Here is a 25,744-nt window from a genome sequence, read left to right as displayed (position 1 = left end):
AAACGGATGGCAGTCGGGCGGGCACGATAGCATGGGCGAGCGTGGCCCGGCGCGCTGTTCGGTCAGGCCATGGCGGTCACACGTATGTTTCGCCGACCGACACGCGACGAATGAATTTCGTCCGGGGTTTGGGCACGGGCCTTGGCCTTGGCCTTGGTTCTTCAATGATCGAGCGCTCCAGTTGTTGCAACCGGTCGTTGGCCTGTACGGCCTCGCTGACAATGCCTGGCACGTTCTCAATGACACTCTTTGCCTTTTCCATCGCCTGGAACGGCGAGACATTGTCTTCCAGCAGGCTATAGAATTTGAGTTTCTGCTCGTTCGTAAGGGCCTTCAATCCTTCGTTGAAGGTATCTCGAGCGTCCTGAGAGTATTCCTTTAGGGTGTCGGGAAGGTTCTTGAGACCATTGAACACTTGTGCCCCTCCTCGAAGCAGATCTCTTCCTGCCTCCATCGCGCTGGAAACGGCATTGCCCGCCGCGCTCACGCCGTCCTTGAGCTCCTGGGTGTGCAGCGTTTGTGCAAGCTTCAAACCTTTCTTGAAAAAGTAATAACGCAGCAACGGGAAAACGATCGCACCGACGATCGCACCCACGCCTGTACCAATGGCATTGCCAATCCCCGGCACCGCCGTGCCAAGAACGCTGCCGATCGCGGCCCCTTTCCCCGCGCCATAAAACGCGGATTTGATCCCGTGCCTGGACTTGAGAAATTTGCCGAGCGTCATGTTCTTGCGCAGCTCTTCGATATCCGCGCCTTCGGGAATCAGTCCGTCGAATTCGGAAGTCAGATTGTGCAACTGATCTGTCGCGGTTTTGGCTTTGTCGAAGATGCCGACAGCTCTTTTCGCCAGATCGAAAAGGATCCTGGAAGTACCTGTCTGGTCGACATAAACCATCGGGTTGTTGCCGACAAATCCATACAGATTCAACCCGTCTGCATCTCCCGCCGGGTCAGGGCTGACCCAACGCTGCAACCACGGCGCGTAATAGCGTGCGCCGTAGTAATACAGACCGCTGATATCCAACTCCTTGCCCGAATAGTGGATGAACCGGTAACCGACCTCGATTACTGATCTTGCGGCCATCCACGCGGTGGCGCCGAACGGATAATAGCCTTCGCTGCTGATGACCCGGGCGTCTTGATCCAGCTCCATGATGCAGGAACCCAAGTGGTCATCGAGGCTGTAGCGCAGTTGATCGTTTTCGATGTCCTGGGGCGGATTCTTTGCCCAGTGCAGGCAGCGCGCACCGCCAACACTGATCACGTGCAGTTCTTCGCCGTTGTCCTTGTCGCGAATTTCCAGCCCCGGCAGGTAGCGCACCTGATGGAAATGTTCGGCGCTGTCGGTGAAGGTTTCATGGCGTTTGAACACCCGCACGCCCTGGCTGTAGTGGTAATACTCGGCGTCATCGCGACCATCTACTCGGGCAATCAGCGTTACGCTTTGCAGTTCGTCGCGGGCGCTCCATCGCATGGCCTGTCCCGGTTGCGTCACCTGCTGATTACCGTGACGGTCGAACAGTTTCTCGAACTCCGGTGGCGGATCGCCCGGTTTCCAGCGCACGCCGCGGTTGCTGGTCGAGTCAATGCACATCTGGACAGTTTGACTGGCGCCATCGCGCACGTGGACAAGTTTTTCCAGATTGCCGCCAGCGTCGTAGGTGTAAGTCTGGGTGTAGTTGAGGCGGTTGTTCGGATCGGTCGGTTGAGGCAGGCCCGGAATGTCCGAGAGCGGGCCGTCGTCGTAACCGGTGGCGCTGGCCAGTCGATACAGTGAGTCATAGGTGAAATCACGGTGGCCATCGACGAGCTGATTGGCGAACCAGGCCGGTTGAAAAACGTGGTCTTCAATGCGGATGATGTTGCCGACCGAGTCGTGGAAATATTCCAGGCTTTGCAGCAGCGGGCCGGCGTCTTTCTGGTTGGACTGGGTGCGCAGCCGGCCATCGGCCTGATCGTAAGTCCAAAGGCTGCGCACTCCATTGCCGGCCTGCTGTTCGATGATCTGGTCGGCAGCGTTGTATTGTGCGTCGAGTAAAACTGCCTGCCAGTCGGACTGTCCACTGACTAGCAGTCGTACATGCTTGAGCTGACCGGCGAGGCCGTAGCGCGATTGCTGCCGATGTCCACCGGCATCGGTCTGTTCCAGCGTCGCGCCGAGGGGGCTTAACATTCGATGACTGGTGAACGCTTCAGCATCACGAAAGGTGCGGGTTTCTGTCAGCGGTTGGCCAGGCAGGGCGAAGCTGTCTGTACGCAGGGTGCCTGAACGGTCTTTCAACTCCCGCAACTGCCCACGCAGATTGTGTCCGGGGTCGGCCAAGCCATCGGCGTAGGTAAACACATCGACGTCGGCCTCGTCGTTTTCCTCAACCGCCACCACGCGCAACTGATTGTCGAAGGTCGTGCGCCAGTGGTTGTCACGTTCATCCCAGTGCTCCAGTGTCTCACCGCCCAGGCCCGGCAAACTCAGGCGCCAGCCGGCATCGACGCTGTCGGACTTCAGCACGGCGCCACCCAAACCGTAAACCGTGGTCAAGCAGGGAACCGGCAAGCGTGGGTCCCACTGGGCGATCAAATGACCGACGGGATCGTGGCGCTGGCGGGTGATCTGGCACTCGACATCGGCGCCGGCGACTTTGCGTAAGTAGGCGACCTGGCTGACCGGCAGATCCCTGGCGTCATGCACTCGCAGGGTCGGCGTGCGCCAGTGGACTGTCTGAGTCATGACCGGATACTTGCGCACGTGATCATTTCAGCCGGCCTTTTTCTTCGCCGCACGCGCCTGCTTGAGCAAAAACTGATTGTCCGTGGTGCCCATTTCTTTGTATTGGGCAACCATGGCCTGGGTGCGTGCAATGTTGCTCAGTGTGGCGCTGTGCAAATCGCGCATGCCTGAGCGAGTGATGGGGGTAAGGGTTTCTCTGGATGTCAGGTTGTTGACGTTGGGCAGTAATCTGGCTGGATTGACGGTGTCTGTACCGTGCGCATCAAAGGCATTTTCGGCCCAGGCGAAACGTTGCTCGACCGCCGCTTTCCAGTCGGTCAGCATTTTTTCGATTTTTTCGATCTTCACCGGATCCAGTCGGTTCTTGATGTCCTCAGCCTCAATGGCTCTCGAAAACAGATTCAGGAAGTGGGGGATGATCGATATCCATGAGGCCATGACACGGTTCATGACGAATTCAGGATTGAGTACGGAATTGAGCGCCGGGTGAATCAGTTGCTCTTTCATGTCTGTCCACGAATTGATCTCGTTGACGGCATCACCGATGCCCAATAGCTCGTCAATTGCGCTCACTGACATTTTTGAGGTTTGCGGTATGAGCGGACCGAGCCCCAGTCCGACACCTTCCATCACCGGAGCGATCATGCCGCCGCCGATTTCGCCGCCCAGGTTGCCCCCGATTATCCCTCCACCCGTCAGATAAGGCGTTGGTTGAGGCAAGCCGGGTACTGCGAGGTCGAACGCTTCGGCACCGGCATTGCCTGCCTTGTAGGTCGCGCCAAACCAGTTAATACCTTCGACAACGGTGTTCAGCACCATTGTTTTGAAGTAGCTCTGGGGGGGATGAAGGATGTTATGGAATTGATCCATGGTCTGCTGGGAGTGCCCATTGACGGCTTCCAAGAACTGCGACGTCAACATGATCACGGCTTCCGCTCGGGTATTTCCGTCAGGATCGATAAATCGCATCGGGTTGTTCCCCACAAACCCATAAAGGTTCAAGCCATCGGCCTGCGATGGGTCGGCGCTGATCCAGCGCTGCAGCCAGGGCGCGTAAAAGCGTGCGCCGTAGTAATACAAACCGCTGACATCCATTTCCTTGCCCGAATAGCGGACGAATTTGTAACTCACCTCAATGGCCGATGCTGTGGCCATCCACGCCGTGGCGCCGAATGGGTAATAGCCTTCGTGGCTGATCACCTGTGCGCTCTGATCCAGTTCCATGACGCAGGAACCCAGGTGATCGTCGAGGCTGTAGCGCAGCTGATTGTCGTCGATGCCGCGCGGCGGATTTTTTGCCCAATGCAGGCAGCGTGCGTTGCCGACGCTGATGACGTGCAGTTCTTCGCCGTTGTCTTTGTTGCGAATCTCCAGGCCCGGCAAGTAGCGCACCTGATGAAAGTGTTCGGCGCTATCGGTAAAGAATTCATGCCGTTTGAACACCCGTGCGCCCTGGCTGTAGCGGTAATGTTCGGCATCATCGCGACCGCCTTCGCGGTGTATCAGGGTCACGCCTTGCAGTTCGTCGCGGGCGTTCCATTGCAGGGGCTGGCCGGGTTGTACGGCTAGCCAGTTGCCGTGGCGGTCAAACAAGGTGTCGAACACGGGATCGGGGTCGCCCGGTTTCCAGCGCACCCCGCGATTGCTTTGCGGATCAATGCGCATCTCCCGTGTCTGGTTGGCGCCAGCACGTACGTGGCTCAACTCGATCAGGTTGCCACCGGAGTCGTAGTGGTAAGTCTGGGTGTAGTTGAGGCGGTTGTTCGGGTCGCTCGGCTGCGGCAGTCCCGGAATGTCCGAGAGCGGGCCGTCGTCATAACCGCTGGCGCTGGTCAGTCGGTACAGCGAGTCGTAGGTGAAGTCGCGGTGACCATCGACCACCTGGTTGGCGAAGTAAACCGGCTTGAAGGCGTGATCCTCAATACGCAGAAGGTTGCCGACGCGGTCGTAAAAATATTCGAAGTCTTGCAGCACCGGCCCGGCGTCTTGGCGGCTGGACTGCGTGCGCAAGCGGCCATCGGCGGGATCGTACGCCCAGTAGCTGCGCACATGGTTACCGGCCAGTTGCTCGATGATCTGTCCGCTGGCGTTGTACTGCGCATCGAGCAACGGCGTTTGCCAGTCTGACTCGCCATTGACCAGCAGCTTCACCTGCTGAAGCTGCCCGGAGTGATCGTGGAACGATTGCTGGCGATGCCCGCCGGCGTCGATCTGTTCCAGCGTTGCGCCGAGGGCATTGAAAGACCGGCGACTGGTGAACGCTGCGCCATCGTGAAAAGTGCGGGTGTCTGCCAGTGGCTGGCCGCCCAGGGCAAAGCTGTCCGTGCGCAGTGTACCGGAGCGATCTTGCTGCTTTAGCAACTGCCCGCGCAGATTGTATTGCTTGTCGGCGGTGGCATCGGCATAGGTAAAAAGATCGACGCCTGCTTCGCCGTTTTCCTCGAGCGCCACCACCCGCAACTGAGCGTCGAAAGTCGTGTGCCAATGGTTGCCGCGCGCGTCCCAGCGCTCCAGCGGTTCACCCGCCAGCCCCGGCAGATTCAGGCGCCAGCCGGCGTCGACACTGTCGACTTTCAGCACCTGGCCAGCCAACCCGTAAACCGTTGATAGGTTCGGCTCGGACAAGCGCGGATCCCATTGCGCCACGCTGCGTCCATTCACGTCGTGACGCTGACGGGTTATCAGCGCAGTCACGGGTTCACCGGCAACGCTGCGCAAATATTCGATCTGACGAACTGCCAGACCCCGTCCCTCACTCACCGTGAGTGAGGGCGTGCGCCAATGCACGGAGGCGTTCAACGCCGTGATGTCCGCTTCGGCGGCACCGGTTCAGCGGTGTCGTTGAAGTCTTCGCTGGCGTGGTACCACGGATGATAGGTCTCACGGGAGAAGTCGCCCTTGGCGTTGAGCAATTTGACCGCACGCCCCAACGGGTCATAGAACAGCTGATCGAAGTACCCCAGATCGTGCAGCGACTGGTCGTTGATGTAACCGTGGGCATTGGCAAAAAACGGCCGGAACTGGCGCACCGCCAAGCCTTTGTTGTTGTATTCGACACGCTCGCTGACGCGCCACCGTGGATTGGCTTGTACTTCAACGAACTTGCCGTCTTCAACGATCAGCGAGCCGTCGGTGTCCACCGCATAGGCCAGGCCGGGTTCAACCAACTGCTGGGATTGCAGCGCTCGACCAAAGCCGTCGACGCAGGCCTTGGTGATGTGGATCTGTGCCGGCACGGCGTCATCGGGGTAGCGGTCGGCGCTGAGGACGACGCTGTGTACCGGCTCGCGTCGGGTTGTTGCGATCGCCTCTCGCAAGTGCTGTTCTGTCGCCGTCAGATTGCCGATTCGTGCGAGTCGCCGGCGGGCGCTGGCACGAATATGGCCGCTGGGCAGGAGGTAACCGTTGGCGATCCATTCGCCGCTGGCGCGGTTGTCGGGCGGGATCTGCCCCATCCAGCTGAACAAGTCCTTGCGCAAGGTGCTGGCGGCTTTTTGCAGCGCCTCTTGCGGATCGTCAATCGCGGTATCCGGGCGATGGTCCTCGGGTCGGCGGTATTCGCTCAACGGTTTGAAACCGGCAGGCATCCCGTTTTCCGTACCGTGGAAACTGGTGGCCAGTGGTTGGCCGGAGGGTTCGTAAATCGCCTCCTCGACATTCTCGTTGGCATCGATGATGCGCAGCGGTTGCAGCGCGTGGTAGTCGTATTCGACCTGGGTGGTGCAACCATCCGGCAACTCGACGCGGGTGATCGCCAGCCGAAAGTCGTCGTATTCGGCGCGGGTTACGCCATGGCTCGGGGTTTCGTGGTAGCCGTGTACCAGATGAAACCCTTTGAGGTCGGCGTACTCGGCGTAGCCGAATGTCGACGACCATAGATTTTCTTCGGCATCGTCCGGCTCTACCTCAAACAGCAACGGCATGGCGGTGTAACCGATTTTTTTCAGTTCGACACGGATATCGAACGGCGGCGGCAGCACGTTGTAGGCGTCCAGTGCGGTCTTGTCCAACTGCGCCAATTCCAGTGGCCCGGCCAGTGCTTCGAACTCGGCGACACCGTCGTCCAGCGGCGAGCCGTCCGCCTGCACATAACGCTGCACCGACTGTGTCGTCAGGACTCGTTGAGTGTTCCAGTGCGGCGAATCCTGATGCAAAGCCAGTTGCTCGAAACACACCTCACTCGCGGACAGTCCCTCAGGCAGTGGGCCTTTTGGCAAGACCAGCGCGTTGCCACGCTGTTGCCACGGCAGGCCCAGTCGCCACTGTTGGGGATTACTGTCGAGATTGATGTATCGCGCGCGGGTTTCGCTGATGTAGAAGGATTGCTGCGCCTCGTCATGAGCGTCGCGCCACCACTGTTGTTCATCGGGATCGCTGAACGGCGGCGTGTCCGAGTCGACAAGCCTGCGGGCGCAGCTCACGGCCAACGCATGGGTCGACAGACCGAAGTCGTTCCAGCGCAGATTGACCTCATGACGGCACAGCGGATCGTCGATAAACCGGTCGTACTGGTAGCTGATTTTTTCCAGTACCAGCGGCAGCAACACAGCTGCCGCATATGGCCCTTTGGGCCGGACTTCGCGCACCAGATAACGTAGTTCTTGCACCGCATAAGGCGTGGCAATGCCCGGCTGATCCATATCCGCATCGGCATAGGTTTCGATGCGGGTGATCGAGCCGACCAGCGCTCGGGCTATCTGGTATTGACTGTCGGCGTCATGCGGCGCGATGGGCTCATCGATTTCGTCGCCGGCGTGGTAACGGCTGAACAGTGTGGTGCCCAGTGCGACGGCTTGCGCATCCTCATTGAAATAGCTATCACGCGCCCGATCCATTGACTGCCCGGTGTGGAACCAGGTGCAGACCCGAACCGGTTCGCTGAAGCCGACGTCATCATCGCCCGTGGCGCTTTCACTATCGGTTTGCTGCAACAGTCCGAAACCGCGGAACTCGCGTTCCTGGCCGTCGTAAACCCCTTCGCACCAAGTGAAAGACTGGGTCAGGCAGTTGCCGGTGACTTCATCCAGTTGCAGTTGTTTTTTGACCACCGCCACCGCCACCGGGAACGGCAAGTGCGAAACCGGCAGACGCTTGAGCTTGAGCATCCGCTGTTTTTCATCCAGCCATTCCTGGGCGGAACTGCGATAGACCACACTGGCGCTGCAACCCATGTTGTTGTTGCTGGCCGTCAGCAAATAGGGTTTGGCCGCGACGAAATCGTAGCGCCAGTGCTGCGGTGCGAGGTGCGGCACCGTCAGTATCAGGCTGGCACAGCCCAAACCTTGCAGGTCGGCGAAGCTCACCTGGCACAGGCGGTCATAACGCACACCTTGCGGCCAGGGCACGATCACCGGGATCTGTTCCAGCCCGTTGCCGCCGCGGTTCAGATAGATCTCGAACACATCGGACTTCAGATAGATCAGCGCCGGTGCCCCACAGCCATCGAGGTCGGCGAGGCGTACCCGCGATGAATCGAATTGCTCGTATGTGAAGGGCAGGTCACTGATCTTGCGACCTTCACCAAACCGGCCGTGGCCCAGGTTCGGCCAGCAGCGGATTTCGTCATGACGAATGCGGCACAGCTCGGGCATGTCGCTGCCCAGCAGATTGCCGAGCAGCACCAGTTCAGTGGGCGAGTCGCTGAATAATGGCAAGCGGTCATCGGGTGGTGAATGCGGCACCTCTTCTGCCCGGGCGAACCCTTGCTCTCGCTGGTTGGCGTACAGGCGCACCGAGTTCGGGCCGATCAGGGCAATCGAGCTGAGGCCGTCACCGCTGAGATCCGCCAGTTGCACCAGCGTGTGGAAAAACTCCAGCGGAAACGCGTTGAACGGCACGAAATCGGCGAAATCGCGCTGCGCATTCAGCGTGCGAAACCCGCTGGCGCCCGGTTGTGCGGTGATCCAGTCGAGACGTCCGTCACCGGTCAGATCGGTCAGCCATTGCATTACCGGCCGATTGCGATCAGCCAGCGGAATCCTGGCCAGCGCAGTCCATGGTCCATAGCTGATTTCATCACCACCTACTTTTGCGCGTAGCGGTTCGCGGTAGTACCAGCCTTGGTCATAGCGGCAGAGAAACCCCGGCACACCTTCGCCGTAGAGGTCAACGCACTGGTAGAACCCGCCGTCTTCGACGCCCGGTTGCGTGTCTGTTGCCAGCAGGCGTGTCGGGGTTTTATTGATTTCGAAGGCTGAGTAGTCGAACTCCACCGGCGGCGTGTTTTCCACGTAACCGCTGGCATCGAAGGCTTGATAGTGGGCGGCGCTGATCTGACTGAACGCCCACTGCGTCATTCTTTGAAGGTCGTGATATTCCAGCAGCAGACGCCGAACCAGCAGAGGTTTGTCGCCCGGGGCTGTGGGGAAGTGATGAAACATCAGTACTTGCCGACAGAGCCGACGGGTGCCCACTTCAAAGCCCTGGCCATAGGTTGAAAAGGGATCCGGGCGCCGGGGCCACGGCAACAGTGTGGCGCCGTCGTAAACCGGGACTTCAGTCAGCGACGTAGTGCGCTCGCCGTAGTCGAAGATCAGCTGAAAATGCCAATCCGGTTGGGCCGCGTCCTCCGCCTCCCAGGCATACAATTTCTTGCTCGCCGTGAAGTTGCCGTAGCACACCCGCTCCAGATAGCGCTGGGCGCTGTAGTCATGGATCGGGTCGGGATCCTGATCATCGGCCTTGTACCGATAACAGATGTGTTCGCCGCGCGTGTTCATGCTTTCGCAGAGTAGCCAGGCGCCGACACGGCCCTGAGCCTGTGGGTCTTCACGGCGTGAGGCGGCTGTTTTGCCGTAGACGTGCAACGAACCATCGGCACCGTGTATCAGCCAGAAACCAGGCGTTGCGGCCTCCTTCGAAGCAGGCTCTCGTTGCCAGTATTCACGCAGGGAAAAGTCCGCTTCAACCCGTGGCCAGTAGCGCACCACACGGTGTAGGCCGATGTTCTCGCCGTCATAAGTGGATTCATGGCGGGACTTGATTGTGCCGTCGGCTTCCAGCTCCGGCATCCACACTTCGCCGTCATGGCCGATGATCTCGTCGTGTTCGGTATAGCGCGGTACGCCCTTGTTGGTGCGCCGGCTGATCTGACTGAGGGCAAGTCCCCAGCCAATCCCGAACGAGCCGTTACCGGTCTGGCTGCTGTAAGTCAGCGACAGTTGCGGATCCCAGCCACGCCCGGCGGACAGTGGCATCGGCAGCTCGAACGACGCTGCGCCGGTCGGCCCGACGGCCCCCCAACTTTTGCCGATGGTGGCAATCGACGAACTCTTGGCAATGGAAGGTGTGGTGATGTTCAGTTCCTGATCGGCCATGGTCTTGTCCGTTGCGCACGCGGAGGGCGAGGGTGGACAGACGCTAGCAACAATCAGGCGCGAGGTAACCTGTCAGACCTGACAGGTGCGCAAGACCGATTTGTATGCATGGGGGATGTTTTTATCGCCAAATCATTGAATAAACAAAAAGGCCGGCCCGTCGTATGACGGGCCGGCCTTTTTTACAGCGTTAAAGCGCTTACTGCACTTCGACCGCCAGGCTTTCGCTGATCTTCTGTTGCCAGATCGCAGGACCGGTGATGTGTACCGACTCACCGTTGCTGTCCACCGCTACGGTGACCGGCATGTCCTTGACCTCAAACTCGTAGATCGCTTCCATGCCCAGTTCGGCGAATGCCAGCACTTTGGACTTCTTGATGGCCTGGGCCACCAGATAAGCGGCGCCGCCAACGGCCATCAGGTACACAGCCTTGTTGTCCTTGATCGCTTCGATTGCGGTCGGGCCGCGCTCGGACTTGCCGATCATGCCCAGCAGGCCGGTTTGTTCAAGGATCTGACGGGTGAACTTGTCCATCCGCGTGGCGGTGGTCGGGCCAGCCGGGCCAACCACTTCGTCACCGACCGGATCAACCGGGCCGACGTAATAGATGAAGCGACCTTTCAGATCGACCGGCAGGGTTTCACCTTTGTTGAGCATCTCGACCATGCGCTTGTGCGCCGCGTCGCGACCGGTGAGCATCTTGCCGTTGAGCAGCACGGTTTCGCCCGGCTTCCAGCTCTGCACGTCTTCCGGGGTCAGCGTGTCGAGGTTGACGCGACGGGCCGACGGGCCGGCTTCCCAGACGATTTCCGGGTAGGCGTCCAGCGGTGGCGCTTCCAGCGAGGCCGGGCCGGAACCGTCGAGCACGAAGTGCGCGTGACGGGTGGCAGCGCAGTTCGGGATCATACACACCGGCAGCGAAGCGGCGTGGGTCGGGTAATCCATGATCTTCACGTCGAGCACGGTGGTCAGGCCACCGAGGCCCTGGGCGCCGATGCCCAACTGGTTGACCTTCTCGAACAGCTCCAGACGCATTTCTTCAATGCGGTTCTGTGGGCCACGGGCCTTGAGCTCGTGGATGTCGATGGATTCCATCAACACTTCTTTAGCCATGACAGCGGCTTTCTCGGCGGTGCCGCCGATGCCGATGCCCAGCATGCCCGGTGGGCACCAGCCGGCGCCCATGGTCGGAACGGTCTTGAGCACCCAGTCAACGATCGAGTCGGACGGGTTGAGCATGGCCATTTTCGACTTGTTCTCGGAACCGCCGCCCTTGGCCGCCACGTCCACTTCCACGGTGTTGCCCGGGACGATGGAGTAGTGGATGACCGCCGGAGTGTTGTCCTTGGTGTTTTTACGAGCGCCCGCCGGGTCGGCGAGGATCGAAGCACGCAGGACGTTTTCCGGCAGGTTGTAGGCGCGACGCACGCCTTCGTTGATCATGTCGTCCAGGCCCATGGTGGCGCCATCCCAGCGCACGTCCATACCTACGCGGACAAACACGGTAACGATACCGGTGTCCTGGCAGATCGGCCGGTGGCCGGTGGCGCACATGCGCGAGTTGATCAGGATCTGCGCCATCGAGTCACGGGCCGCTGGCGATTCTTCGCGCAGGTAGGCTTCGTGCATCGCCTGGATGAAATCCACGGGGTGGTAATAGGAAATGAACTGTAGGGCGTCGGCAACGCTCTGAATCAGGTCGTCTTGCTTGATCACGGTCATGAGTCGCGCTCCTCTAAAAGACGGGAACATTCAATAAGGTGCCTGCGGCTTGGGTGCATCGGTCGGTCGCAAGCACCTTTCAAGGCACGCCGGGGCTGCTGGCGCGACGCTAAAAAGGCGCGGCAGTATAACGCGCATCAAAGAGGCGTACACGCGCAGGTAGTCATTCGTTGGTCGCATGGTTGGGCGAATATCGGACATCGGGTTTCACGTCTACATCGCCCGCTCAGCCCAGCCCTCTCCCTCGGGAGAGGGAGCCGATCCTCATGCTGTTCAAAATCTGAGTCGGGCTCAGACAACTTGGGGGAAGGGGAGCCGATTTGTGTGGTTTTCAAAACCTCGATTCGGCTCGGTATTTCAGGTCGGTGTAGCTTGTGAGTGAAACGCGGTCAGTCCCCTCTCCCACCGGGAGAGGGCTAGGGTGAGGGGCTTTTGAGGCCACACTTTTGACGTCAAATTTCGAGCCCGAAAATCGGTGGTCATTTATCGACTACGCCACTAAAGTGGCAGCCGGTCTGTAGAGTAGGACACTCGGTCAGCCTCCAATCGCACGGTGAGTCAACGATTGACCCATAACGCCATTCAACGTCTTTTGCTCAAACGCTTTGCCCTCGCTGCAGCCACCTATGGATTGGCTTTGGTGCTGTTGTGGCTGGCGTTTTTCACCGGGCATTACGACCAATCCTTGAGCACAGTGACCATCGGCAGCGCGCTGGTGGTGATCACTCAGGCCATCCTGTTCGGCCTGTTCTGGTCCGGCCGTAACCTGCGTTTTGCCGATCCCAGCCTGACCGAAGCGCAAGTGCTGCTCGGGCTCGGCTGGCAGACCTGGCTGATCGCCCATCTGGATGAAGCACGCAGCGCGTTTCTGGTGTTCTACGTGCTGATCCTGTTATTCGGTCTGTTTCATCTGAGTCGGCGGGCGTTTATTCGCTGTGCGCTGCTGGTGTTCTTCAGTTTCTGCGCAATTACCCTGTGGGACGGCTATCACATGCGCTTGCCGGAACCGGCGCTCGCAGCCTTGCAAGTGTGCGTCCTGGCGATGGTGCTGGCGTGGCTGGTGATTTACGCACGTTTCGTCCAGGTCTCGCGCCAACGCATGCGCCAGCGTCGCTTTGCCTTGCAGGCGCATCAGGACACCCTGCGCGGGATGATGCGCCAGCTTGAAGACCTGGTCGCCACTGACGAACTGACCGGCCTGTTCAATCGCCGGCATTTTCTGCGCCTGGCCTCGCGTGAACTGAATGCGATGGACAGCGACGTGTTGCACGGGCTGGCGCTGATCGACCTCGACCATTTCAAACGCATCAACGACCTGCACGGCCATGCCGCCGGCGATCAGGTGTTGCAAGCCTTTGCCGGCGTTGCTCAAGCATGCCTGCGCGACGGCGACGTGCTGGCGCGTTATGGTGGTGAGGAATTCGTGGTGTTGCTGCCCGACTGCGACGCCGAACGCCTTACGGCTTGTTGTGAACGGCTGCGCATCGCCTTTACCGACGTCGAACTGATCGGTCTGAACGTGCGAGATCTCAGCCTCTCGGCCGGCATGACCTTATTGGCGCTGGACGATGATCTGGACGACGCCTTGCAGCGCGCCGATCAGGCGCTCTATCGAGCCAAGCGTGACGGGCGCAACCGCTGTGCGGCCGCGTGGGAGAACGTCGATGCCTGAACTTCGCGTCGGTGAACGGCACTGGTCGGTGGCGGCGGGCAGCAATCTGCTCGATGCGCTCAACCAGAACGGCGTGGCTGTGCCCTACAGTTGTCGCGCCGGCAGTTGCCATGCCTGCCTGGTGCAGTGCGTACAAGGCCTGCCGGCAGATAACCGCCCGGATGCCTTGAGCGCCGAACAGCGTGAGCAGGGTTGGCGGCTGGCCTGCCAGTGTCAGGTGATCGAAGATTTGCAGGTGCACACCTTCGACCCGATCAAGGACGGTCGCCCGGCCGTCGTCGAAGCGCTGGACTGGCTCGGTGACAACGTCCTGCGTCTGCGCCTGACCCCGCAACGGCCCTTGCGCTACAGCGCCGGCCAACATCTGGTGCTGTGGATCGATCACATCGCGCGGCCGTATTCGCTGGCCAGCCTGCCGGAAGAAGACCGCTTTCTTGAGTTTCACCTCGACTGCCGCCAGCCCGGCGAATTCAGCGATGCGGCGCGGCGCTTGCAGATCGGTGACCCGATCCGCCTCGGCGAACTGCGCGGCGGCGCGCTGCATTACGACCCCGACTGGCATGCAAGACCGTTGTGGCTGCTGGCCGCCGGTACAGGTCTGGGCCCTTTGTTCGGTGTGCTGCGTGAAGCCTTGCGCCAGGATCACCAAGGCGCAATCCGCGTCATTCACCTGGCCCATGACGCCAGCGAGCACTATCTGGCCAAACCCCTTGCGGCACTGGCCGCGCAGCGGGAAAACCTGACCGTCGAACGCTGGACGGCGGCCGAGTCGCCCGCCGCTTTGGCGCAACTGCGCCTTGTTTCCCGGCAAACCCTGGCCTTAGTCTGCGGCTCACCGACCAGCGTAGACGCCTTTGCCCGGCGGCTGTACCTCGCTGGACTGCCGCGCAATCAACTGCTGGCCGACGTCTTCCTCAGCCGTAGTTGAGCGCTGATCCATCAGACGCGAGACACGCCATGCCCGAAGCCATCCTGCTGGAACGCGAACGCGGTTTACTGACCCTGCGCCTCAACCGCCCTGACAAGAAAAATGCCCTGACCCGGGCGATGTACAGTCGTCTCGCCGAGGCGCTGAAACAGGCTGACAGCGATCCCGAAATCAACGCCGTGCTGATCACCGGCAGCGCCGAGTGCTTCACCGCCGGCAACGACATCGCCGACTTCATCCAGCAACCGCCGAGCGATCTCGACAGCCCGGTGTTCCACTTCATGCTCAACCTGCTTGAGTTCCGCAAACCAGTGATCGCTGCCGTGGCCGGGGCGGCGGTGGGGATTGGCACCACGCTGTTGCTGCACTGTGATCTGGTCTACGTCAGCCGTGATGCGCGCCTGCGCATGCCGTTCGTCAACCTTGGTTTGTGCCCGGAGTTCGGCTCCAGCCTGATCCTGCCGCGCTTGCTCGGCCAGGCCAAAGCTTCTGAGTTGCTGTTGCTCGGTGAAGGCTTCAGCGGTGAACAAGCCGCCGAGTGGGGCATTGCCAGCGAAGCGTTGGGCAGCGGCGAAGCGGCACTGGCCAAGGCGCGGGAAATGGCCCTGCGCTTCGATGAGTTACCGCCCGAAGCCGTGCGTATCAGCAAGCAACTGATGAAAGCGCCGGATCGTGAGTTGATCCGCAAAGTGATCGAAGCGGAGGGCGCGTTGTTCACCCAAAGGCTGCGATCGCCCGAAGCGCTGGCGGCGTTGACCGGGTTTATCAAACGGCACTGAATCTTCGCGGCCTTGGCAGCGATGAGGGCCGAACAGGCGCCGCACCTGTTGGATCAGAATGCAAAAAGCCCCGCCATTCACATGGCGGGGCTTTCGCTTTTCAGCAACCGGTCACTCAGACCTGCGGGTCGCCCACGTGCAGGATCTTCATGCCGTTGGTGCCGCCGGTGGTGTGGTAGCTGTCGCCCTTGGTCAGGATGACCCAGTCGCCTTTTTCCACAACGCCGCGCTTGACCAGTTCGTCGATCGCCTTCTGGCTCACTTCGTGCGGCGGTAGCGATGCCGGGTCGAACGGCACGGTGTACACGCCACGGAACATGGCCGCACGGGCCTGAGTTTCACGGTGCGGAGAGAACGCGTAGATCGGCACCGAAGAACGGATGCGCGACATGATCAACGGCGTGTAGCCACTTTCGGTCAGGGCGATGATCGCTTTGACACCCGGGAAGTGGTTGGCGGTGTACATGGCTGCCAGCGCGATGCTCTGGTCGCAGCTTTCGAACACTTTGCCGATGCGGTGGCTGGAGGTTTTACCGGTCGGATGCTTTTCAGCGCCGACGCAGATGCGCGCCATCGCTTGCACGGCTTCCAGCGGGTACAGGCCTGCGGCGGATTCGGCCGAGAGCATCACGGCGTCGGTGTAGTCGAGCACGGCGTTGGCCACGTCGGACACTTCGGCGCGGGTTGGCATCGGGTTCTGGATCATCGACTCCATCATCTGGGTCGCAACGATCACAGCCTTGTTGTGGCGGCGTGCGTGCAGAATGATTTTCTTCTGAATGCCCACCAGTTCGGCGTCGCCGATTTCCACACCGAGGTCACCACGGGCAACCATCACTGCGTCGGACGCCTTGATCAGGCCGTCGAGGGTTTCGTCGTCGGCCACGGCTTCGGCGCGTTCGATCTTTGCCACCAGCCAGGCAGTACCGCCGGCTTCGTCGCGCAGTTGACGGGCGTATTCCATGTCGGCTGCGTCACGCGGGAAGGACACCGCGAGGTAGTCGACTTCCATTTCGGCGGCGAGCTTGATGTCGGCCTTGTCTTTTTCAGTCAGGGCCGGCGCGGTCAGGCCGCCACCGCGACGGTTGATGCCTTTGTGGTCGGACAGCGGGCCGCCGATGGTCACAGTGCAATGCAGTTCAGTGGCAGTGGCGGTATCAACGCGCATCACTACGCGACCGTCGTCGAGCAGCAGCTCGTCGCCCACGCCGCAGTCTTTCACCAGATCCGGGTAGTCGATGCCGACCACTTGCTGGTTGCCTTCGGTCAACGGATGGCTGGTGGAGAAGGTGAACTGGTCACCGATCTTCAGCTCGATCTTTTTGTTGGCGAATTTGGCGATACGGATTTTCGGGCCTTGCAGGTCACCGAGCAGGGCGACGAAGCGGCCGTGCTTGGCAGCGAGGTCACGCACCAGTTTCGCGCGAGCCTTGTGCTCGTCGGGGGTGCCGTGGGAGAAGTTCAGACGGGCAACGTCCAGACCAGCCAGAATCAGCTGTTCGAGAACTTCCGGCGAGTTACTGGCCGGGCCAAGGGTAGCGACGATTTTGGTACGACGGACGGACATGCAAAGACTCCTGAGTTCAAGCGCTAGCGAAGGCTACTATGCTCGAGGGGTGTAGTCATTGTTCGTTTGCACTACTTTCTATTTTCTTTATTGAACGCGGTAACTTTGGGACAAACGCGCCTGAAGATTTCCGACCAGGGGTCGATACAGAGCACAAGACAGGAGAACCCCCATGCGATTGTTGCCCATTGCCGCCCTTGCCCTCAGCGTCCTCGCCGTCACGGGCTGCACCCGTTGGTCGATGAACCATCATTTGAACAACGCCTACAGCGCCTATGATCGCGGCAATTGCGAGCAGGTGATGCTCGAACTGTCCAAGGTCGAACGCGCCAGCCGTGCCCGCCCATATGTGTGGCCGGAAGTGTCGATGATGCGCGGCCAGTGCCTGGAACGGCAGAAGCTGTTTGTCGATGCCGCGCAGACCTACCAGTTCATCATCGCCTCGTACCCCAACAGCGAATACGCCTACCGCGCCCGCGCGCGCCTGGAAACCTTGCAGAGCCTGGGCCATTACCCGACCCGCAGTGCTGCGGCCGTGGTGCGGCCAACGCGCTTTTGATGGCAGTTGTCATACAAATTCTGGCCGGTTGTACAGCCTGAGCTATAGTCGAATGATCCGGGTTAGAGTCGAGTCTCTAAACTTGGGCAACACCTGCGACTGGCAGTTTTAAGGTGATGGCGTTGTAGCGACCATTACACCGGAAGCGGGGAGAGCGTGCCTGCGATACAGGTGCGTTCCGAAGCAAAGGTGCGGCTCTGTGATGGAGCCTTGCATGGCGAACTGCGCATGTTTACCGACCGCCGGATCGAACGGCATCAACTGCCGTACTTCCTCAGAGTGTTCAACAGCGTCACCGACAAACCCATCGGCTTTCTCGGCAATGTGTCCGAAGACGGGCTGATGCTCATCAGCCAGTTGCCGATGATGATCGGTGCGGATTTCCATTTGCGTCTGAAGATCCCCTGCGGCGATGGCTGCCAGCAGGTGATCGATCTGGCAGCCTGCTGCCTCTGGTGCCACGAAGACGCGACGCCGCTGCACTACGACGCCGGCTTCAGCCTGCAACGACCGCCGGTGGAATACGGGCAACTGGTCGAGGCGCTACGGCAATACTTCAGTTTTCAGCCGTTGCCGGCTTCGGCCTGAGCTCTGCGGCGCCTTCACCATTGCAATCGCTGGCAAGCCAGCTCCCAAAGGGTTTGCGTCGTTCACTGATGTTGTGTCCGCTCGTTGAACCTGTGGGAGCGGGCTTGCCCGCGATGGCGTCAGTTCAGGCGCCGCATGGTTAACGGTCAGGTAACGGCAATCGCCCGTTCGTTATCCAGCGCCTGCTCCGCCAGCAACAACCCCATTTCGCTCAATTGATAAATCGCCATCGCCAGATGTCGCGGCTTGTCGTCCAGGCTGTCCGCCAGATCCAGCAGCAGAATGCTCACCGACGAAAACGTCTCGTACGTCTGAATGGCCACGGCTTCGGGGTTGAGGTCGGGGGCGACCCTGAACATTTGCATGCCGCGATCAACGGAATTGCGCGGGTCAGGTTTCGGTTTGAGGTAGTGGTCGAGGGCTTTTTCGGCGGCCTCGTGGAGTTTTTTTGATTCGGCGGATTTGTAGGGGGAAACCGAGTCGGTTTCGGGGGGATTCGGTGTGTCTTTGAACATAGTGATAACCCTAAGTTGGGGCCTTCACCACTTCGCGACTAAACGGAGGGTGGCGGCTGGACGCAGGTTAGTCGACCGGGGGGTATCACCAAAAACCGGCGCGCCGAAGCGCCCTACGTACAGCCACCATCGAGTGCAGGGATAGGGAATACCCGACTGGATGACGCTTATACACATTGATGACACACCCCGGGCGACTAAACCCGACCACTGATTGGCAGCGGCACGGATCAAGTTACGGGGCATCAGCCAAGCGCACAAGCCGGCGGATTCTGAGGGATGTGTAGGCAATGGCGCAACCCGGCGTAGCCGGATGTTGGCGGCTGTAGGACGTCACTGAACGGCAGTGCGGGAAAAGTTACCGTCCGTCGGTACTGTCAGATTTTACAGGTGCGAAAGGCAAGGGCGGAGGCGTATTAAAAGGTTTCCTGCAAGCCATCCCGCCCCAGTAACAAGAAGGAACTGATCATGGCGACCTTTGAAGAAGAGGGTACAACGGATCCATCAGGTGATGCGCAAACCCTTGATTCTCCGCCTTACATTCTGACCCCTTTCGACGGTGGAAAAGTTGGAGCCCTGGTGACGGTCACTGGGGGCGGGCACGCCAGGCGCCATGTGCGAATTGTCACGCCTGGAAAAGAGGACTATTTGAGTTACGAAGAGCAAATGGGAGGTGACGGGAGTTTTTCGTTGCCGCTTATAAATGGTCTGAAACCAGGAAAAAGTGAATTTCAGGTACTGCAATGGGAGTCAAGGCCGGAGTCTCATATGCGCAGTGAGGTGTGGACGGTTTATAACATTACGGCGCCGCTCATCTCTTCGAAACATAACAATCAGTTGGTGGGGAATTCATTCCTGCTGACGGGGACCGGTTGTCCGCCCTATGCGAAGGTGGTGAGCGAACACAGCTCGACTCATGAGGTTATTGGTGAGGGAAATGCCGATGGAAACGGCAATTTTTCGATCATGGTCGCGACCCCACGACAATCGCCAAGCCTGAGTTTGTTTGTTTTTTGGTCTGACAGCGTCAACAGTCGGGCGTCAGACATCATAACGGTGCGGGTTTTGGCCCCGTTGCTTCTTGGTCCTGCAAATGAACTTCTTGTGGGTAAAAAAACAACGTTTTGGGGCGATGGTTTGAGCGGTTCAACCGTCGACCTTTACCGATATAACGGCGCAATTGAGCACTACGGCAGCGCTCCCGTTCTCAATGGCAAATGGACCATAACGTCAAACGATCTGCCTGAAGGCAGGATTCAGATGCATGTCAGGGGGATGTTAGAAAACCTGGCGGCTTGGTCCAGTGTGGTAGTGCTTAATGTCATTCATGCGCCCGTCATTTCTTCCCCAGGTTCGGGTTCATTGGTGGACTCAACCTTCACGATTGAAGGTTCAAAGGGCATGCCTGGGGCTACTGTCGAGATTCTGCGCGATACGGGTGAGCACAATCCGATTGCCACCGGTCCGGTTCCAGAGGGCACGGAGTCATGGCGCGTGACTGTCAGCAACATGCCGCCGGGCCCTCTGAGTCTGGTGGCAGAACAGTTTGTCAGCGGCTTGGCGGAACATTCCAGGCGCAGTCTCCCGCGAGGATTCAAGGTTCGGCCTGCAAAATTTACCGGTGTCACCGTCGAGCTCACCGACACATCAATAAAATTTTCGGGTAGCGCACACCTTGGAGCAACGGTCGTGATCACCGTTCCCGGTTCGACTGTCACGCCACCAGCGCCCGTTGTGGCGAACGGAGGCAATTGGACAACCACGGCTACAGGCTGGCCGTACGGCATTTACACTGCGCACATCATACAAAAGGTCGGCGACGGTGCCAGTGGCTGGATCGAGTCGTTACCGTTTGAGTTTACGGTCGAAAATAGATTGCCTGATGTGAGTGAGTTGGCCTTCACCCCGGAATATCAACCGACCTTCAGCGGCAAGGGCAATGCTCGTGCGACCGTGTGGCTGTGGAAAATCGACAAGGACGAGGCGGTGGCGCCTCATGTGCCGCTGACGGTCAGTGGCAAATGGTCGAGCAAGGCCTCTGAAATCTGGGGGCCAACGTACAATCGACGAGTTCGTATCAAACAGGCGGGAGACGGGCAGGAAACAGAGTGGGTCTATCTGGATGTGACCATCCCGCCCTTGGCCCCCGGCCTGAACGACCCGGTGGAAGATGGTCTTTCCCCAAAGCTCAGCGGTACTTGCTGGCCAGGTGCAGCGGTCAAAATTCGGTACAGCGACGAAGAACAGGTCGAGCATGACGGGATTGTCAGTGGTGGTACCTGGCAGTTCCGGCGGGACAAGGAATTTGCGCCGGATGTGTCACATACCGTCACCGTCACCCAATTCGCCGCCGAGCAAACCTCGCCGCCGGTGTCAAAGACCTTCACTGTCAAAATACTCATGCTCCAACCGCTGATTACCCAGCCCGGGGACGGGGCGAAAGTCGGTCGCGTTGTCACGGTCGAGGGTAAAAACGGTATGGAGGGCGCCACGATGCAGTTGCGTGACGTGCGTTTCGACCGCCCGCTCGGCAGTCCCAAGGTACTGGATAAGGACGGTGACTGGTCGATTGACCTCAGCGCTCTGGAGTTCAGGCTCTACACCTTCGATGCGCAGCAGACCCTGCTGGGCATGCCTTCGGCTCGCAGTGACGCGCGCACTTTTGAAGTGGTGTTGCTGCCCCCGGAATTTCTCCAGCCGACGCAAAACGGCAAGCTGCCCCGCATGGCGAAGCTGGAGGGGCGCGGCATGGCGAACGGGCATGTCGAGATTTTTCTCGAAGGCCTCACAGAGCCTCTGCTCACGGATGTTCCGGTGAACCGGGAGGGCCATTGGGAAGCTGAAGTGACGTTGCCGGTAGGACATAAAACCATCTGGGCGCGGCAAACGTTCATGGATGAAACCGGCAAATTGCAGGAATCAGAAGACACGCCACTGCTGCAATTTGACCTCGTGCCGGCGGCGCCGTTTGTAGAGTCCCCAGTTGAAAATGACCAGGTCGGCCAGCAGGTCGTGGTGTCCGGCTTCGGTGTGCCGGGCGATACCGTCACTGTGCAGTTGAACCTTGGCACACAAAGCACCGTCGTGCAGGAGGATCGCACCTGGTCGGTGAAGGTGACCTCGGGTGTGAGGAGCGGCTTTCACGTTTTGCAAGCGACGGCAATCTACAACAACTTCGAGTCGGATCCCGCGCAGCGAACGCTCGAACAGAGCACTTATCGACCCGTCATCGACGAGCCGGCAGCCGGGCGCTGGCTCAGTGATCCGGTGACGCTCGCCGGCAAGGGGCGCGCGGGCAGCGTGCATGTGGTGAGCTGGTTCAACCCGGACGTGAAATGGTCGCCGCCACTGGCTGTGTCCGGCGACGCATGGCGCGGCGAATCCGAAGTGCCACTGTCACCCGGAGGCAACTGGTGCCGCGTCGGGCAAACGCTTGTCGACGATCCTACCGGGGTAGAGGCTTCGGACTGGGCGTTGAGCGCGCGCTTTGAGATCAAAAACTCAAAACCGACCTGAGCTAGGCCATCCGACGAACGGTCAATAGACCTGTCAGATCTGACAGTAGACGTTGATCTTTTCAAAGCGCCAAATCGTACTCACTCAATACGCAGTCTGCCGGAAACGGCAGGCTGTTCGGGCCAGTTGTCGCCTCAAGGAACCTGATCATGGTCGATTCGCGCCGCCCAGTCCTGCAACTGTTCGATCAGTTGTTTGCTGAGGAGCAACAAGTACAAAACATCGGGCTGGGAAACCTGAAAACCTACCTTGAGGAGGGCGGATCGATTTTTCCTTTGGTGGAGAAGGGCGTTCAAGGCTTGGTCAGGGAACAGCGGGTAACCCCCGATGACGCGCGGCGGTTTCTGCGCTCGGCCAACAGCATGGCCACGTTTTTGCGTCGCCAGTTTATCGAGCAAACCCTGACCGGCGAAAAGACGACTGCAACACGTAGTTCAAGCGGTTTGTTATCAATGGTTGACGGCCCCAGTTATGAATATCTGATCGGTACACGTTTTGCCGCACTGTGTCCGCCGAATGCACTGGAGTCACTGTTGTCGCCAGTGGCTTATCTGATTGAACTGTTGCGCTGGATTCGAGACCGTATCGAGTCTGTAGACAATCCGCCGGCGGAATTTCGACTGCATAACCGCCGTACTGATTTGCTGCCGTTGTCTGTCGACTTCAATGCGGTTTATCAGTCGATATCTTCGGTCGACATCATTGTCTCGGTGCTGGAAGCTTTCATTGTTGCGAACACGGAAAGCGAGAACAGTGCGTCGATTGAAGACGCGTTGATCGAAGCCCGCTACCCCAATGGCCTGCCGTACTACCAGCATTGGGTCACGCTTGATGGCATTGCCCAGTCTCATGGCCTGTCGGTGGGCGATTTCGAGCACAGGGTTGATCTAGCGTACCCGTATTTTCTGCAAGCCAGTGCCCGTGGCCCCAATACCGGTCCCGGTTTTGCTCATGCGTCGCGGCTAGGCCCTTATCAGCGGCAAATATTGACAGAGCCGCGTGCGGTGCTCGATGAGGCCGAGGCTTTCTACGCGCACAATTTCGGTACTGATAATCTCGATAAGTATCAAAACCTTAATCAGTTTGCGTTTTTAGGCCAGCGGACAAAGTTGACCAGTACGCAGATCGAAGCCTTGCTGTCGATTCGCGATTTTGCACCGGTACGTTCAGCCAATGTGACCTACCCGGATGAGGCGCCCGAGATACCGCAAAGCGAGCGTTCAGGATCGGTCTACATCAACAACAACACCTTTCCGCCGGTGCGGATCGACGACGAGTCATTGTTACTCCCTCGCCTGACAGCAAATCCCGACGACGAAACTGGCTTCAACCGCTATGACCGGATGAATCAGATGGTGCGTCTGGCCAATTGGGTCGGATTGCCTTTTGACGAGGTGGATGCAGTGTTGGTGGCAGCCATCAGGGCGGTAGAGCTTGGCAATGCACCTTCCCCTACGGAAGAGATGAACATGTCGAGCGGCGTCGTGCATGCACTTGGCCTGTTTCAGACCTTGCGCGAGCGCTACGAATGCACAGCCGCCGACTTTGCTGTGTTTATGGGCGAACTGGCGGTTTATGGCCGTGGCGACGCGCTCTCGCAGTTCGACCGGATTTTCAATAATCAGGTGGGCTATCGCGAACCCTTGAGACTTGACAGCGGTGAGTTTGCACTGGCGCCGGTGCCGGGCGAGGTTGATTTGACGATCAGCCAGTTGTGCAGCGGTCTGGCGATCGACCTGCAGACTTATTACTACCTGGCAATGACGGTGGCCAACGCGCACGGCCTGACGGAAAAACTGACGCGCAGTCCGGCGATTATCAGCGCCTTTTACCGCCTGGTGAGACTGCCCCGACTGTTGAACATTACTCCCGTCGAAGGTGTGCTGATGCTGTCGTTGATGGGTGGGGATTCGTGGGTCAAAGGCGTGGCGGGTGTTCCTTATATCCACACCGTGCCGGCTGGTTCACCGGATGTGCTGGAACTGATCGAAGCCATGCAAAGCTGCGTTCAATGGTGCGCGCAAAGCAATCTGCCGGTGCTGTGGGTGTTGCAACACGCCGTCGCTGCGCAACCGGCGCTGGAACCGACTGAGCAGGATCTGCAGTTTTTCGAGCAGCTGCGCAATTTGCTGCCGACGGCACTGTTGTCCAATAGCGCTTTTCTGATGGCGGGTGTGCCGCCTGCCGGGGCCGCCAACTGGCTGGAATTCCTCGCAATACATGCCAATAACCTGAGTCCGATTGTCGATACCTATGGTCTGGTATTGCCATATGTCGGAACTGCCGAGCAGTACCTGGTCTTTGTCCACGCAAAAATCGAGTGGGCGGTCGACAGTGCCTTGGGCGTGATCGAACCACTGTTGCGCCAGAACATCATCGACATCATGACCCGAGTGCTGTTGCAGGTCCGGGATGCTCAGACGTCGCTGGTGAAAGAGACGCTGGCCGTGTATGCCGGCGTGGGTGTGGAACAGGCAATACCGATCCTTAACTGGGCAAATGCCACGGTTCATCAGTTACTGCAACAAGTGCTTGAGCTAACCGACGCGAGTTCGGAGCAACCCGAACGAACGCGCATCCGCAATGCCAACCCGATGCTCGATCTGTTGGCGGAGGTACGACGCCGCAGCGAGGTAGTGACGACGCTGGGACTGAGTGCCGCGCTGTTGCTCGATTATCTGGATTACGGCTACAGGGATTGGCTCGCTCAGACCAACAAGCATGAGTTGTCGCTGCGCACGCTGTATTACCTGACGACGCTTACCCGGGCCTTCGGCTTGAGCGAACAGCCGGCGCAGAAGCTCTTGGACTACCTGCGCCAGGTGAATGCACTGCCCACCGTCACGGGGGATGCGATGAAGCTTGCCCAACAGGCTGCCGCCATCAAACTGGCCGACTTTTTTGGCTGGAGCGTGCAGGAAGTACGTGAGTGCGTCAGTCGCATTGATCCCACGGACCTCAAGGTGCTGAAAAACCTCAGTCAACTTGATCTGTTGATGCGGATTCGGGTGCTGTCCGCGGAAACCGGAATGGATGCGTTGACGATCTTCCTGATCGGCAGCTTGCCCGAGACCGTCGACAAACAAGCTTATGAAATCGCTGCCGAACTTGCCCTGTTGGGCGAGTCTCATACGCGCGCGCCAACGGTGCATGTGCCGGGCGACCTCAAGGCGCTGGTCACGACCACGTGCGAAGTGCAGGGTGACAACAACGTGGTGGCCAACAAGCCTGGCGAACACATCACTTATAAGGTGACCCTGTGCGATGCCAAAGGGGCTGCGCTCAGTGGTGTCAACGTTTACTGGCAGACCACCTTGGGCCGCATGGAAACAGGCGCGACCCAGATAGACGGAACGCTGTTGGCCGAGTTCATCCCAGGCAAGGTCATGGGCACCGAAACGCCAATCTTCTGGCTGGACTTGTTTGACCCGGAGTACGCCCCTCCTTTGGTGATCGGGTTCGAAGTCCAATCACTGTCTTTTCCGCTTGCGGAACTGTCGCCAACCCCCTTGGGGGATGTGCCGCAAGGCCAGGAAGTCGAACTCTATGCCCTGCTTGAGGACAGGTACGCAAACCGTGGAAAAAACTCGCTGGTCGAATGGTTTGCAGAGAGCGTCGGCCCCGAAAAAAATGCACTGGCGACGATACGGCCATCGCAGGGGTTCACCGACCAGCAGGGGCTCACACGGGCTTTTGTTTCCAGTTCGACGGGCGGCACCTTCATCTTCTCGGTTCGCACTCAAGGTGGAGATGCCGAAAGAACATTCGTCGACTCCATCACCTTTGCGAGTGGTTCGACACCGGGGTAAGCGATGTTGCTTGGCGAACGTTTGTCCCCGGGTTCTACCCC

Annotated in this window: 13 protein-coding genes; 7 read left to right on the top strand and 6 right to left on the bottom strand. The window is 59.3% G+C overall.

Translation table 11 applies throughout. The features are described 5' to 3' along the window. Nucleotides 1-76: 76 nt before the first annotated feature. From ACA074_RS21720 to ACA074_RS21705, 4 genes are all read right to left on the bottom strand, one after another. Nucleotides 77-2,731, bottom strand: coding sequence for an RHS repeat-associated core domain-containing protein (locus ACA074_RS21720; RefSeq protein WP_497677779.1), 2,655 nt, complete (start codon nucleotides 2,729-2,731; stop codon nucleotides 77-79). A gap of 27 nt (nucleotides 2,732-2,758) precedes the next feature. Then, nucleotides 2,759-5,530: an RHS repeat domain-containing protein gene (locus tag ACA074_RS21715; protein WP_497677778.1), complete on the bottom strand. Its 2,772-nt coding sequence runs from the start codon at nucleotides 5,528-5,530 to the stop codon at nucleotides 2,759-2,761. Further along, on the bottom strand, nucleotides 5,527-10,047 hold the full coding sequence (locus ACA074_RS21710; protein ID WP_497677777.1) for a SpvB/TcaC N-terminal domain-containing protein: 4,521 nt from the start codon (nucleotides 10,045-10,047) through the stop codon (nucleotides 5,527-5,529). The genes ACA074_RS21715 and ACA074_RS21710 overlap by 4 nt, the downstream gene beginning before the upstream one ends. Before the next feature lie 199 nt (nucleotides 10,048-10,246). Continuing rightward, nucleotides 10,247-11,770 (bottom strand): fumarate hydratase, encoded by a 1,524-nt coding sequence (locus tag ACA074_RS21705; protein ID WP_133340783.1) that lies wholly within the window; start codon nucleotides 11,768-11,770, stop codon nucleotides 10,247-10,249. A gap of 565 nt (nucleotides 11,771-12,335) precedes the next feature. On the opposite strand from ACA074_RS21705, the gene ACA074_RS21700 reads away from it, so the two are divergent. From ACA074_RS21700 to ACA074_RS21690, 3 genes are read left to right on the top strand one after another with little or no spacing between them, the layout of a single operon-like run. Further along, nucleotides 12,336-13,442 carry a GGDEF domain-containing protein gene (locus tag ACA074_RS21700; protein WP_489878857.1) on the top strand — a complete coding sequence of 369 codons (1,107 nt, stop codon included), beginning with the start codon at nucleotides 12,336-12,338 and terminating at the stop codon, nucleotides 13,440-13,442. Further along, complete coding sequence (locus tag ACA074_RS21695; protein WP_497677776.1) at nucleotides 13,435-14,370, top strand: iron-sulfur-binding ferredoxin reductase; 936 nt, start codon at nucleotides 13,435-13,437, stop codon at nucleotides 14,368-14,370. The genes ACA074_RS21700 and ACA074_RS21695 overlap by 8 nt, the downstream gene beginning before the upstream one ends. 29 nt (nucleotides 14,371-14,399) lie before the next feature. Further along, the gene (locus ACA074_RS21690; protein ID WP_497677775.1) at nucleotides 14,400-15,149 is read left to right on the top strand and encodes an enoyl-CoA hydratase-related protein; all 750 of its coding nucleotides are present in this window, start codon (nucleotides 14,400-14,402) and stop codon (nucleotides 15,147-15,149) included. A 115-nt stretch (nucleotides 15,150-15,264) separates the two neighbouring features. Here the strand turns inward: ACA074_RS21690 and pyk are convergent, their stop codons facing one another. Further along, nucleotides 15,265-16,716 carry a pyruvate kinase gene (gene pyk / locus ACA074_RS21685; RefSeq protein ID WP_187678108.1) on the bottom strand — a complete coding sequence of 484 codons (1,452 nt, stop codon included), beginning with the start codon at nucleotides 16,714-16,716 and terminating at the stop codon, nucleotides 15,265-15,267. A gap of 172 nt (nucleotides 16,717-16,888) precedes the next feature. Between pyk and ACA074_RS21680 the strand changes: the two genes are divergently transcribed. Then, a complete protein-coding gene (locus ACA074_RS21680) occupies nucleotides 16,889-17,275 on the top strand; it encodes a tetratricopeptide repeat protein (protein WP_401268686.1) in 387 nt (128 codons plus the stop codon). 228 nt (nucleotides 17,276-17,503) lie between these two features. Beyond that, entirely contained in the window at nucleotides 17,504-17,863 is a 360-nt protein-coding gene (locus ACA074_RS21675; protein WP_187678107.1) for a PilZ domain-containing protein, read from the top strand. A 146-nt stretch (nucleotides 17,864-18,009) separates the two neighbouring features. On the opposite strand, the gene ACA074_RS21670 is transcribed toward ACA074_RS21675, so the two are convergent. After that, nucleotides 18,010-18,378 carry a DUF6124 family protein gene (locus tag ACA074_RS21670; protein WP_401268683.1) on the bottom strand — a complete coding sequence of 123 codons (369 nt, stop codon included), beginning with the start codon at nucleotides 18,376-18,378 and terminating at the stop codon, nucleotides 18,010-18,012. Nucleotides 18,379-18,846: 468 nt separating this feature from the next. On the opposite strand from ACA074_RS21670, the gene ACA074_RS21665 reads away from it, so the two are divergent. Together ACA074_RS21665 and ACA074_RS21660 are read left to right on the top strand one after the other, a co-directional pair. Then, on the top strand, nucleotides 18,847-21,894 hold the full coding sequence (locus tag ACA074_RS21665) for a hypothetical protein (RefSeq protein ID WP_497677774.1): 3,048 nt from the start codon (nucleotides 18,847-18,849) through the stop codon (nucleotides 21,892-21,894). A 191-nt stretch (nucleotides 21,895-22,085) separates the two neighbouring features. Beyond that, nucleotides 22,086-25,703 (top strand): Tc toxin subunit A, encoded by a 3,618-nt coding sequence (locus tag ACA074_RS21660; RefSeq protein ID WP_497677773.1) that lies wholly within the window; start codon nucleotides 22,086-22,088, stop codon nucleotides 25,701-25,703. Nucleotides 25,704-25,744: the final 41 nt, after the last annotated feature.

It is taken from the genome of Pseudomonas sp. LBUM1655 (assembly GCF_059716085.1).
Note: the sequence above shows the minus strand (reverse complement) of the source record. Positions and strands in the feature narration are given on the sequence as shown.